Here is a 13,040-nt window from a genome sequence, read left to right as displayed (position 1 = left end):
CGCTGGCTGAATACGCCCGCAATCGCTTAAATCATGCGGGTCAGACTGGCGGACCTGACCGTCCGCCCATGCCGGGCCTGCTTTGCGTGCCGACGCTCGCCTGAACGAGCGTCGTTGATCATAGCACGGCGGACTCTCGCCATTCGGCGACCACTTCGTCGATGGGCGTGAGTCCGCCCACGTGCTGCACGCCGTCGTGAATCTTGCGGCGCAGCGCAGGACTGCTGCCTCCCGCCCAGATGCGCACATTCGGCGGCAAGAGCTTGCGCAAGTCGTTCAGGCCATTCGCGACAGACTGCGCCGGCATCACCGCCGTGAACGACAGCGCGACGATATCCACGTCATGCGCCGTGACCGCGGCCGCGATGTCGTGCAACGGCGTCTGCAAGCCCAGCTGGACGCACTCGCATTCGGAAAGCACGAACATCGCCTCGGCCATCAGGATGCCGAGGCCGTGTCCTTCGCCCGAAAGCGTCGTGAGCAGCACGCGCGGACGGCTGCCGCGCCCGCGCGTGGCTTCGGCGAGCGGACGCATCAGATTGCGCAGTGTGGTCTGGATCGATTCGCTGAACAGGTGTTCGTGGAACACCTGCAAGGTCCCGGCGGCCCACGCATTGCCGACACGCGCGGACAACGGCGCCACGACATCCAGTACGAAGCGTTCCAGGCCGTCGCGGGTGGCGCGCTTGAGCAGGCCAAAACGGAAGTCGTCGTATTTGCTGGCGCGCAGCAGCGAGATCAGATGATCGAGTTCGGCGTCGGGCGCATCCTGGCCGATGCCCGAGCTTTCGGCGAGGTGCTGCAAGGTATCGATCGACTGTCCGAGCACCTTGCTCGGACGATGCCCTGCGTCGAGCAGACGCTTGACGAGCCGCAGCTTGGTCACCTGTTCCTGCGGATAGAGCCGCTCGCCGCCCGGCGACCGCATGGGTTGCGGAAAGCCGTAGCGGCGTTCCCAGACACGCAGTGTGTCCTTGGTCAGACCAATCTCCTGCGCGATCGCGCCAATGCCGATGCCCACGCCCGCGGCGGCTGCTGCGGACCGTGGCATGGGCTCGGGAAGGCCGGCGCCATCCGGGAGCGGTTTTGGAACGAGTTCTTGCTGTGGCGAAGTTGTCATGGACAAATTGGATGAAGCAATTCTGATCAGGTCGAAATAGCTTGCCTTTTCGACCCTCTGCATGGACAAAGTTCAACACTGTCTACTTTTCATCATAGACAGAATTTGAGCGATTGGCTGCGTCGAAACGCCCTGCTGCCTTTTTCGATACGACGCTGGGAGGCGTTCGGATGCGTACAGGACAAAAAGTGTTCTACGGGATGAATGCAGGCAAGCCGGCGCAAGGCGTGTATCGCTGAAGAGCCTTCAGCACCGGAAGAAGAAACGGCGACGCAAGATGCGTCGCCGTTCGTTTGGTCGGATCAATTGTCCAATACAGGGACTCAGGCAGGCTTCTTCCTCGGCGGGGTTTTCCGCGGCGGCGCCTTCTTCGCCGCTGCGGCCGACGGCGTCTGCTCATCGTCAGCCGACGCCTGCGCGCCCGCTTCCGCAGCCGGCGGCTCGCCCGCGCCCGCCGCGCCGGGCGGCGGCGTCATGCCGGGCTGCAGCATCGCCAGATGTGCGAGCTGGTTGAACTGCGACTGCAGCACATTCCACCAGCCCGACGGATCGAAGCCGGGCGGCGGCGCGGCCGGTTCCCGGTCTTGTGGCTCGGCTACATCGGCGGGAGCCTGAGGCGCGGCCTCTTGCTGTGCCCGCGCTTCAGGTTTCGCGGCGGACGCTCCGCCCATCGGCCAGCCGGCAGCCGCGCCGCGCGACTGTTCCGCCGCCTGCTGCGCGCTTTCCACCGACGTCTGCGCGTACGCGCCGAACGCACGCAAGGTGGCGAGCGTCGCGCGCTGCACCTCGAGCGCCTGGATCGCCGACTGCAGCATGTTGAGATTGAGCTTCAGCCATTGCTCGACCGCGCGCATGTCGGTCACGCGCTTGTCGAGTTCCTCGATATTCGTGAGCGGCGCGAGCATGTCCGACATCATCGAGAGAGAAGGTCCCACGCCCTGCCCGCCGCCCGGCATCGCGGCGGCGAACGGATTCAGGCGCATCAGTTCCCACATCTTGCCCATCATGTCCGCCTGACCAAATCCGGGAAAACCGGGAATCGTGTAGGGCGGCGTTCCGCCAGAATGATCGGTCATTCGACTCTCCTAGTTTTGCGTGTGTGTTCGCGCTCGACGCCCAGACTCAGAACGGCGCGCCGCCGGGAAAGTCCGGCGCGCGCCGCTCGCGCAGCGAGCGCATGCCTTCGTGCACATCGGGACCGGCGAAGCCCATGAATTCGAGCGCGAGCGACGTATCGAAAGTGGGCCCGGCCGAGCGCAGCCAGTTGTTGAGCGCGTACTTGGTCCAGCGGATCGCGGTCTGCGAGCCCTGCGCCAGCCGGTTCGCCACTTCGATCGCCTTCGGCATCAGCTCGCTCTCGTCCACCGCGAGCGACACCAGTCCGATGCGCTCCGCTTCCTCGCCGCTCACCGGCTCGCACAGCAGCAGATAGTACTTGGCCTTGGCCATGCCGCACAGGAGCGGCCAGACGATCGCCGCGTGATCGCCGGCCGCGACGCCCAGCCGCGTGTGCCCGTCGATGATGCGCGCCGACTTCGACGCGATCGAGATATCCGCCAGCAATCCCGCCACCAGCCCCGCGCCGACCGCCGGGCCGTGCATCGCGGAGACGATCGGCTTGCCGCAGTTGATCACGTTGTACACGAGATCGCGCGCCTCGCGCCAGACGCGCGCGCGCACGTCGAAGTCGTTCGCCATCTCCTCGACGAGCCCGAGATCGCCCCCCGCCGAGAAGCCCTTGCCTTCGCCGCGGATCAGCGCGACGCGCGTCTCGGGATCGCGATCGATGTCGCGCCAGATGTCGGCGAGTTCGCGATGCATGTTGGCGTCGGCGGTCGAGAGGCCGCTCTTGTTCGCGCCCGTGCCGGGCATCACCACTTCGAGCACGCCGTGCGGATGGCGGCGCAGTTCGAGCGATCGATAGCCCGAGTACATGGAGAGGTCGCTCATGATCCTGTCAGATGAAGAGTCAGCGCGGCTGGTAGATCCACTTGCCGTCGCGAATCTCGACCATCACGCGCGCGCGCTGATCGAGGCCGATGTGGTCGTTGGGCGACATGTTGACCTGCCCGTTGGTGTCGGCGAACTGCTTCGTGCCTTCGAGCGCGTCGCGCAGCGCGCTGCGGAACGCCGGCGTGCCGGGCGCGCCCGCTTTCATCGCGATGGGCGCCGCGCGGTTCAGCAGCATGCCCGCGTCCCACGTGTACGAGCCGAACGCCGATACCGTGCCCGCACCCTGCTTCGCCTCGTACAGTTTGATGTAGTCGAGCGCGAGGCGCTTCGCGGGATGATCGTCGGGCAATTGCGCGGCGACCAGCACGGGGCTCGTCGGCAGGAAGGTGCCGTTGCAGTCCGCGCCGCACACGCGCAGGAAGTCGCGGTTGCCGACGCCGTGATTGTGATAGACCAGCCCCTTGTAGCCGCGCTGCGCCAGCGTCTTCGGCGGCAGCGCGGCGGGCGTGCCGGCGGCGCCGACCACCACCGCATCCGGCTTGGTCGCGAGGATCTTGAGAATCTGTCCGGTCACGCTCGGATCGGTGCGGTTGAAGCGCTCGTTCGCGACGACGCGGATCTTGTGCAGTTCGGCGAACTTCGCGACTTCGGCATAGAAGGTCTCGCCGAGCGCGTCCGCCTGGCCGATGTAGGCCAGCGTCTTCACGCCGTGATTGCTCGCATGTTCGGCGATAGCGGAGGCCATCATCGCGTCGGTCTGCGGCGTCTTGAAGACCCAGCGGCGCTTGTCGTCGACGGGCTCGATGATCTTCGCCGACGACGCCAGCGAGATCATCGGCGTCTGTCCCTGCGCGACGACGTCGATCATCGCGAGCGAGTTCGGCGTGATGGACGAGCCGATGATCGCGTCGACCTGGTCCTCGCTGATGAGCTTCTTGGTGCTCTGCACGGCCTGCGTGGTGTCCGAGGCGTCGTCGAGGACGATGTAGTCGACCGGCCGGCCGCCCATCTCCTTCGGCAGCAGTGCGACGGTATCGCGCGCCGGAATCCCGAGCGACGCGGCCGGTCCTGTCAACGAAAGCACGAGGCCGATTTTCACGTGCTGCGCGCTCTGCGCAAAGGTTGCCGTCGCGGCCAGCGTCATTGCCGCGCCCACCAGAAACTTCCACTTGCCTGCCGCCATCCGAGTCTCCTTTTCTTGTTCGTTCTGATCGCTGCCTTGATCGCTGCCTGAATGCAGCCCGGCAAAGTGTAAGGCGCGGCTCGCGCGCACCGCATCGGGCGAAACCCGTTGCGGCGCGCGGCGCTTCAGTGCTCCGGCTGCACCACCGCCTGATCGATGGCGCCGAAGATCGACTTGCCGTCGGCGTCGAACATCTCGATCTTCACGCTGTCGCCGAACTTCATGAAGTCCGTCTGCGGCGCGCCGTGCTCGATGGTCTCCAGGCAGCGCTTCTCGGCGATGCAGCAGTAGCCGCGCGTCGCGTCCTTGTTGGAGATCGTGCCGGAGCCGACGATCGCGCCCGCGCGCAGATTGCGCGTCTTCGCGGCGTGCGAGATCAGCTGGCCGAAGTGAAACACCATGTCCGTGCCGCAATCCGGATGGCCGACTTTCTTGCCGTTCCAGTGCACGGTCATCGGCCGGTGCACGCGGCCCTCGCGCCAGGCATCGCCGAGTTCGTCGGGCGTCACGGCCACCGGCGAAAACGCGGTCGCGGGCTTGCTCTGGAAGAAGCCGAAGCCCTTCGCCAGTTCGGCGGGAATCAGGTTGCGCAGCGACACGTCGTTCACCAGCATCAGCAGACGAACGCTCTTCAAGGCTTCGTCGGGCATCGCGGCCATGTGGACGTCCGAGGTAATCACGGCGACTTCGGCCTCGAAGTCGATGCCATACGATTCCGTCGCGCAGACGATGTCGTCCGCCGGGCCGATGAAGTCGTCGCTGCCGCCCTGGTACATCAGCGGATCGGTCCAGAACTCGGGCGGCATCTCGGCATTGCGCGCGCGGCGCACGAGTTCGACGTGATTCACGTACGACGAGCCGTCGGCCCACTGGAACGCGCGCGGCAGCGGCGCCATGCAGGCTTTGGGATCGAACGGGAACGTGTTGCGCGCGCGGCCGAGGTTCAGCGCCTCGTATAGATCGAGCAGTTGCGGCGCGTAGAAGGTCCAGTCGTCGAGCGCGCGCTGCAGCGTGGAGACGATTCCGTCGGCGATGGCCGCCGTGCGCAGATCGCGCGAAACGACGACGAGCTGGCCGTCGCGCGTGCCGTCCTTCAGCGTGGCGAGTTTCATAGAGCGGGGAAGTGACGTGGATGACGTTAGGGGAAATGTATTTTACGATGGTGAATCCCCAACGCCGCGCTTTCCCTGCGTTTGTTATTCATGCCATCGACCCGCTCCGCCGCGCCCGACGACGACGACACGCTCGACATCAGCGATCCCGACACCGCCGAAGAGAAGACGCGCTCCGGCATTCAGTCGATCGAGGTGGGCTTCCGTCTGCTCGACGTGCTCACCAACGAACCCCGCGCGATGATGCTGCGCGATCTCGCGCAGCGCGCCGGCATGAGTCCGGCGAAGGCGCATCGCTATCTCGTGAGTTTCGTGCGGCTGGGCGTGGCGTCGCAGGATCCGGTGTCGGGGCGCTACGAACTCGGCGGCTTCGCGCTGCAAATGGGTCTGGCGCGGCTCGCGCGCGTGGACGGCGTGCGGCTCGCGCGGATCGCGCTCGCGGAACTGCGCGACCGGCTGGACCAGACGGTCGGCATCGCGGTGTGGGGCAATCAGGGGCCGACGGTCGTGCACTGGATGGAATCGAGCTATCCGGCGAAGGCGTCGCTCAAGCTCGGCGACGTGATGCCGCTGCTGTCGTCCGCCACTGGCCTGCTGTTCGCCGCGTACCTGCCGCGCAGCAAGACGCAGCCGATGCTCGAGCGCGAACTCGCCGCGACGAAGCAGCGCCTCGCCGATGTCGAGCCGCTGCTGGCCGAGGTGCGTGAACATGGCGCGGCGCGCGTCGAAGGCATGCTGCTGCCGACCATCCACGCGTTCTGCACGCCGGTGTTCGATGCCACCGGCGAACTCGCGCTGGGCCTCATCGCGCTCGGGCACGAAGGCGCTTTCGACACGCACTGGGGCGGTGAAATCGATACCGCGCTGCGCGACTGCGCCCGCAGTCTGTCGTACGAACTGGGGTACAAGGAAGGCGAACGCTGAAAACGCGCGCCGAGGAACATCGGTTCGGCCGCGCGTGTCGTAGTCGTTTCGCGTTTCTCGTTGCGTTGACTGTCATACGCGCGCCTTACCCTTCGCCCGATGCCATTCTTTCCGTTCCGCCGTCCTCGCCCGAACGCCGGCGAGCCGTCCGATGCCGCCCCGCAGTCCGCCGCGCCGCGCCGCTGGGGACGCTGGACGCTGGCCGTGCTGATCGTCGCGGGCCTGCACTGGAGCGCGGTGCGATGGTTCGAGCGGCACCGGCAGCCCGAGAATCCGCCGCCGGAGACGCCGCCGGTGCAGATCGAATTGCTCACGCCGAAACCGGTCGCGCCGACGCCTGCTCCGGCGCCAACGCCAGCGCCGAAGCCCGCCGTCCCTGCGCCGAAGCCTGCACCGCCTTCTGCCCCGCCGCCCGCGCCGATCCTGAGCGCGGCGACACCGCAACCCGATGCGCCCGCCGCTGCATCGGGCGTGGCGGCTTCGGCGCCGGCCGCCGCCGCTTCCGGTCCCGCGCAGCCGGCGGCGCCCGCGCCGGCATCGGCATCGGCATCGGCAGCGCAAACCCCCGCCTCGGGCGACACGTTCAACGTCCCACCCAGCGGCGAACTGCGCTATGACACGCTCGTGAACGGCATGATGAATCAGACCGGCACGATCCACTGGACCCACGACGGCCCGCATTACGAGATGGTCGTGTCGATTCCGCTGCCTTTCGTCGGTCCGTATGTGTATTCGAGCAAAGGCCATGTCGATGGCTTCGGCATTGCGCCGGAGCAGTACTCCGAGCAACGCGGCCGCCGCGCCGCCGATGTCGCCATTTTCAATCGCGAAACGAAGCAGATCGTCTACACCAAAACGCCGCAAGCGCAGCCGCTCGCCGACGGCGCGCAGGACCGTTTCAGCGTCGTCATGCAGTTGTCGAGTCTCGTGCGCGGCGCGCCGGACCGGTACAAGCCGGGCGTGACCCGGCAGTTCAGCGTTGCGGACAACGACAGCAGCGAGATCTGGTCGATCGAAACCGTCGGCGACGAACCCGTGCAGACTCGCGGCGGTTTCACCAACGCACGCCATTTCACCCGCCTGCCGCGCAAGGAAGGCGACCGCCGCAAGCTCGACATCTGGCTCGCGCCGTCGATTGGCTGGCTGCCCGTGCGGATTCTGCAAACCGAGCCGAACGGCATGCAGCTGGAACTGCTGTGGGCCGGCAAGCTCACGGTGCCCCCCGCGCCCGCCGCGCCGGATCAAGGCGCCGGTGCGGGCACGCCAGATGCGTCAGAGGAATCCGCGCCGGACGCCCAGGACGCGGCCAAGCCGTAACGGCGACGTAACGTTCGCGGTTCAGGGCCGTAACACGCCGTGACATCCGGACGCCGCGCGCAGGTATTGAACGCACCAGAACGCACCAGAGCGCAGTCTTTCGACAACATCGCAAACCGCAGTCTTGACGGAGCCGATATGCAGTTGACCATCAATCGCATCGACACCCGCTATGTTCTCGACAACGAAGGAGGCGGCCCGTGGATCGTCTTCATTCATCAACTGGCGGGCGATCTGTCCGTCTGGGATCAGATGGCCGGATATTTCCGCAACGATTTCACCGTGCTGCGCTATGACCTGCGCGGCCATGGCGAGACCACGGCATCGCCCGACAGCTTCACCATCGACGATCTCGCCGACGACCTCGCCGAACTGCTCGACCGGCTCGGCGCGCCGTCGGCGCATGTGGTGGGGCTGTCGATCGGCGGAATGGTCGCGCAGAAGCTGGCCATCCGCCATCCGGACAAGGTCGCCACGCTGACCGTGGCCGGCGCGCCCGCCTTCATTCCCGACGACGCGCGCCCCGTCTTCGCACAACGGGCAGCGTCCGTGCGCGAAAACGGCACCGCGAGTATCGTGGAAGCGACGCTCGAGCGCTGGCTCACGCCCGGGTTTCGCCGGGCCCACCCTGAAGTCGTCGAGCCGATCGCGGAAACCATTGCGCGTACGCCAGCCGAGGGTTTCGCACGGGCCGCGGAAGCCGTTAGCGGTTTCGACGCCCGCGAGGGATTGTCAACCGTAGCGAAACGAACACTGGTCATCGCGGGTTCGAGCGATGTTGGCACGACACCTGCTGCTTCCAGAGTGATCGCGGACACGATCCCGGACGCGCAATTCGAAACACTCGACGCCGCGCACCTCACGCCAGTCGAGGAATCGCAACGTTTCAGCGCGCTTCTAGGAAACTTCCTACGCGATTCCGCGTGATTCTTACCGTAGCTGCTGCAAAAGAAAGCCTCGATACCACGGCATCACATCGGGGCCACCCCTTGAATTCCCACTCTCTCGCTCCACTTAAGGTTTCAGGCTGCAGGAGCAATCAAGGAATAAGGAGTGTCGCCATGCAAATGATCTACAACAGCCCCAACTATTGCGTCGTCGAGTTTCCGCCGCAGGACAACCACCTCGCGATGCGCGCCGGCGGTTACGAGATCGTCGACAAGAACACGCAGCGCGAGATCTTCATCGACGGCGCGCTCGCCGCGAAGTTTCGCGAGACCGTGCAAAAGCTGATCGAGGAAGAACCGTCGCTTGAGGACGTGGACGAATTCCTCGGCCAGTTCGACATGTTGATGAACCAGCCCGTCGTACTTCACTGATGCGCCGTTCGCGCGTGCCGGCCTAACGCCGGCCGCGCCCGCCGCCGCACGGTCATGCGGCTCCGGCGACACTCGCCTCCCCGAAGACCCCGCCAGTGGCATGCAATCAGCCACGCAACCGGCGGGGTTCTTTTTTGCCGACAATGCCTCGTCCTGCCCCGCCAGGCGCGCGGCGCGCCGGGGCGGCCGCCCCGCGCTGCCGCTACAATGTCAGGCTCTCCCCATTGGTGCAGGCCTCGTCCGTCATGACCCAGAACGCCATTCCAACCACCGCGCGCGCCTACACGCGCGGCGCAGTGCTACCCGAACTGCTGCAGAAGCGCATCTTGATCCTCGACGGCGCGATGGGCACGATGATCCAGCGCTACAAGCTCGACGAAGCCGCCTATCGCGGCGAGCGCTTCAAGGACTACGACCGCGACATCAAGGGCAACAACGAGTTGCTGTCGCTCACGCAGCCGCAGGTGATCCGCGAGATTCACGAGCAGTATCTGGCGGCGGGCGCGGACATCATCGAGACAAACACCTTCGGCGCGACGAGCGTCGCGCAGGCCGACTACGGCATGGAAAAGCTGGCCGCCGAGATGAACGTCGAATCGGCGAAGCTCGCGCGCGAAGCCTGCAACCGTTACTCGACCCCCGACAAGCCGCGCTTCGTCGCGGGCGCGATCGGACCGACGCCCAAGACCGCGAGCATCTCGCCGGACGTGAACGATCCCGGCGCGCGCAACGTCACCTTCGACGAACTGCGCGACGCGTACTACGAACAGGCCAAGGCGCTGCTCGACGCGGGCTGCGACCTGTTCCTGGTCGAAACCATCTTCGACACGCTGAACGCCAAGGCCGCGCTGTTCGCGCTGGACCAGCTGTTCGACGACACCGGCGAACTGCTGCCCATCATGATCTCGGGCACCGTCACCGACGCCTCGGGCCGCATCCTGTCCGGCCAGACGGTCGAGGCCTTCTGGAATTCGCTGCGGCATGCGAAGCCGCTGACCTTCGGGCTGAACTGCGCGCTCGGCGCGGCGCTGATGCGTCCGTATATCGCCGAGCTCTCGAAGCTGTGCGATACCTACGTGTCCTGCTATCCGAACGCCGGCCTGCCGAATCCGATGAGCGACACCGGCTTCGATGAAACGCCGGACGTGACCTCGGGCCTGCTGAAGGAGTTCGCTTCCGCCGGTCTCGTGAACCTCGCCGGCGGCTGTTGCGGCACGACGCCGGAACACATCGCCGAGATCGCGAAGGCGCTTGCCGACGTGAAGCCGCGCGCGTTCCCGTCGCAGTATCGCGACGCAGCCTGACACCGAAACTCATACGACCCCGCACACCATGACCGATCACACGATGCGTCTTTCCGGCCTCGAGCCGTTCAACGTCAACGAGGGTTCGCTCTTCATCAACGTCGGCGAGCGCACCAACGTGACCGGCTCGAAGGCGTTCGCGCGCATGATCCTGAACGGCCAGTTCGACGAGGCGCTGGCCGTCGCGCGCCAGCAGGTGGAAAACGGCGCGCAGGTCATCGACATCAACATGGACGAGGCGATGCTCGATTCGAAAGCCGCCATGGTGCGCTTCCTGAATCTGATCGCGTCGGAGCCGGACATCGCGCGCGTGCCGATCATGATCGACTCGTCGAAGTGGGAGGTGATCGAAGCGGGCCTCAAGTGCGTGCAGGGCAAGGCCATCGTCAATTCCATCTCGCTCAAGGAAGGCAAGGAGCAGTTCCTGCATCACGCGAAGCTGATTCGCCGCTACGGCGCGGCGTCGGTCGTGATGGCCTTCGACGAGCACGGCCAGGCCGACACCTTCCAGCGCAAGACCGAGATCTGCAAGCGCTCGTACGACATCCTGGTGAACGAAGCGGGCTTCGAGCCGGAAGACATCATCTTCGATCCGAACATCTTCGCCATCGCGACCGGCATCGAGGAACACAACAACTACGCGGTCGACTTCATCAACGCGACGCGCTGGATCAAGCAGAACCTGCCGTATGCCAAGGTGAGCGGCGGCGTGTCGAACGTGTCGTTCTCGTTCCGCGGCAACGATCCGGTGCGCGAGGCGATCCACACCGTGTTCCTGTATCACGCCATCCAGGCGGGCATGGACATGGGCATCGTCAATGCGGGCCAGCTGGGCGTGTATGCCGATCTCGACGCCGAGCTGCGCGACCGCGTGGAAGACGTGGTGCTGAACCGCCGCGAAGACGGCACGGACCGGCTGCTCGAAATCGCCGACAAGTTCAAGACCGGCGCAGCGAAGAAGGAAGAGAACCTCGAGTGGCGCAACCAGCCGGTCGAGGCGCGGCTGTCGCACGCGCTGGTGCACGGCATCACGAACTTCATCGTCGAGGATACGGAAGAAGTCCGGCAGAAGATCGACGCCGCCGGCGGCCGCCCGATCAACGTGATCGAAGGCCCCCTGATGGACGGCATGAACATCGTCGGCGACCTGTTCGGCCAGGGCAAGATGTTCCTGCCGCAGGTGGTTAAGTCGGCGCGCGTGATGAAGCAGGCCGTCGCGCATCTGATCCCGTTCATCGAGGAAGAGAAGCAGCGGCTCGCCGAAGCCGGCGCGGACGTGCGCTCGAAGGGCAAGATCGTCATCGCGACCGTGAAGGGCGACGTGCACGACATCGGCAAGAACATCGTCTCCGTCGTGCTCCAGTGCAACAACTTCGAAGTGGTCAACATGGGCGTGATGGTGCCCTGCGCGACCATCCTGCAGAAGGCGAAGGAAGAAGGCGCGGACATCATCGGGCTGTCGGGGCTGATCACGCCGAGTCTCGAGGAAATGGCCTACGTCGCCGCCGAAATGCAGCGCGACGACTATTTCCGCGGCAAGCAGACGCCGCTTCTGATCGGCGGCGCAACGACCTCGCGCGTGCACACCGCCGTGAAGATCGCGCCGCATTACGAAGGCCCGGTGGTGTATGTGCCGGATGCGTCGCGCTCGGTGTCGGTGGCGTCGAGCCTGCTGTCGGACGAAGGCGCGGCGAAGTATCTCGACGATTTGAAGAACGATTACGACCGCATCCGCACCCAGCACGCGAACAAGAGAGCGCAGCCGATGGTCACCTACGACGAAGCGCGCGCCAACCGCACGAAGATCGACTGGAGCGCGTACACGCCGAAGAAGCCGAGCTTCATCGGCCGCCGCGTGATCCGCAACTACGACCTGGCCGAGCTGGCGAACTATATCGACTGGGGTCCGTTCTTCCAGACCTGGGATCTCGCGGGTCCGTATCCGGCGATCCTGAACGACGAGATCGTCGGCGAGTCGGCGCGGCGCGTGTTCTCCGACGGCAAGTCGATGCTCTCGCGCCTCATCCAGGGCCGCTGGCTGACGGCGAACGGCGTGATTTCGCTGCTGCCCGCGAACACGGTGAACGACGACGACATCGAGATCTACACCGACGAATCCCGCACGCAGGTCGCGATGACCTGGCGCAACCTGCGCCAGCAGAGCGTGCGTCCGGTGGTGGACGGCGTGATGCGTCCGAACCGCTCGCTCGCCGATTTCATCGCGCCGAAGGATTCGGGCGTGAAGGACTACATCGGCCTGTTCGCGGTGACGGCGGGTCTGGGCGTCGACAAAAAGGAACGACAGTTCGAGGCGGATCACGACGACTACAGCGCGATCATGCTGAAGGCGCTCGCCGACCGTTTCGCCGAAGCCTTCGCCGAAGCGCTGCACGCGCGCGTGCGTCGCGAGCTGTGGGGCTATGCGCAGAACGAGGCGCTCGACAACGATGCGCTGATCGCCGAGAAGTACGTCGGCATCCGGCCGGCGCCGGGCTATCCGGCGTGCCCGGATCACCTCGTCAAGCGCGACATGTTCGACGTGCTGCAGGCGGACGAGATCGGCATGGAGCTGACCGAATCGCTGGCGATGACGCCCGCCGCCAGCGTGTCCGGGTTCTATCTGGCGCATCCGGACAGCACGTATTTTTCGGTCGGCAAGATTGGCGACGATCAGCTGGCGAGCTATGCGCAGCGCATGAACATGCCGTTGACCGACGCCGAACGCGCGCTCGCGCCGCAGCGCTGAACTAGCGTCCGGCCGCGCGGCTGACCAGTCGGACTTGCACGCAGCGTGTGGCGAAAAACCAT

Annotated in this window: 11 protein-coding genes; 6 read left to right on the top strand and 5 right to left on the bottom strand. The window is 65.7% G+C overall.

The features are described from left to right. Positions 1–118: 118 nt before the first annotated feature. From QCE83_RS00645 to QCE83_RS00625, 5 genes are all read right to left on the bottom strand, one after another. Positions 119–1,051, bottom strand: coding sequence for a MerR family transcriptional regulator (locus QCE83_RS00645; RefSeq protein ID WP_309807043.1), 933 nt, complete (start codon positions 1,049–1,051; stop codon positions 119–121). Between the two features lie 392 nt (positions 1,052–1,443). Next, positions 1,444–2,196: a PhaM family polyhydroxyalkanoate granule multifunctional regulatory protein gene (locus tag QCE83_RS00640; RefSeq protein ID WP_309807042.1), complete on the bottom strand. Its 753-nt coding sequence runs from the start codon at positions 2,194–2,196 to the stop codon at positions 1,444–1,446. Between the two features lie 46 nt (positions 2,197–2,242). After that, positions 2,243–3,070, bottom strand: a complete 828-nt coding sequence (locus QCE83_RS00635; RefSeq protein WP_309807041.1) for an enoyl-CoA hydratase/isomerase family protein — start codon at positions 3,068–3,070, stop codon at positions 2,243–2,245. Positions 3,071–3,089: 19 nt separating this feature from the next. Continuing rightward, positions 3,090–4,256 (bottom strand): ABC transporter substrate-binding protein, encoded by a 1,167-nt coding sequence (locus tag QCE83_RS00630; protein ID WP_404984103.1) that lies wholly within the window; start codon positions 4,254–4,256, stop codon positions 3,090–3,092. A gap of 125 nt (positions 4,257–4,381) precedes the next feature. Further along, the gene (locus QCE83_RS00625; RefSeq protein ID WP_309807040.1) at positions 4,382–5,368 is read right to left on the bottom strand and encodes a fumarylacetoacetate hydrolase family protein; all 987 of its coding nucleotides are present in this window, start codon (positions 5,366–5,368) and stop codon (positions 4,382–4,384) included. 90 nt (positions 5,369–5,458) lie between these two features. On the opposite strand from QCE83_RS00625, the gene QCE83_RS00620 reads away from it, so the two are divergent. The 6 genes from QCE83_RS00620 (at position 5,459) to metH (ending at position 12,978) form a co-directional block, all read left to right on the top strand. After that, entirely contained in the window at positions 5,459–6,292 is an 834-nt protein-coding gene (locus QCE83_RS00620) for an IclR family transcriptional regulator (RefSeq protein ID WP_309807039.1), read from the top strand. 99 nt (positions 6,293–6,391) lie between these two features. Next, on the top strand, positions 6,392–7,609 hold the full coding sequence (locus QCE83_RS00615; RefSeq protein WP_309807038.1) for a DUF3108 domain-containing protein: 1,218 nt from the start codon (positions 6,392–6,394) through the stop codon (positions 7,607–7,609). A 138-nt stretch (positions 7,610–7,747) separates the two neighbouring features. Beyond that, the gene (locus QCE83_RS00610) at positions 7,748–8,536 is read left to right on the top strand and encodes an alpha/beta fold hydrolase (RefSeq protein WP_309811321.1); all 789 of its coding nucleotides are present in this window, start codon (positions 7,748–7,750) and stop codon (positions 8,534–8,536) included. A 134-nt stretch (positions 8,537–8,670) separates the two neighbouring features. Then, positions 8,671–8,928 (top strand): DUF3567 domain-containing protein, encoded by a 258-nt coding sequence (locus QCE83_RS00605; protein WP_309807037.1) that lies wholly within the window; start codon positions 8,671–8,673, stop codon positions 8,926–8,928. Positions 8,929–9,173: 245 nt separating this feature from the next. Continuing rightward, positions 9,174–10,232, top strand: a complete 1,059-nt coding sequence (locus tag QCE83_RS00600) for a homocysteine S-methyltransferase family protein (RefSeq protein WP_309807036.1) — start codon at positions 9,174–9,176, stop codon at positions 10,230–10,232. A 28-nt stretch (positions 10,233–10,260) separates the two neighbouring features. Next, positions 10,261–12,978: a methionine synthase gene (gene metH, locus QCE83_RS00595; RefSeq protein WP_309807035.1), complete on the top strand. Its 2,718-nt coding sequence runs from the start codon at positions 10,261–10,263 to the stop codon at positions 12,976–12,978. Positions 12,979–13,040 lie beyond the last annotated feature (62 nt).

The organism is Caballeronia sp. LZ034LL, from assembly GCF_031451215.1.
Lineage (GTDB): Bacteria > Pseudomonadota > Gammaproteobacteria > Burkholderiales > Burkholderiaceae > Caballeronia.
The sequence above is the reverse complement of the archived record's forward strand: the minus strand, read 5'-3'. Positions and strand labels throughout refer to the sequence as shown.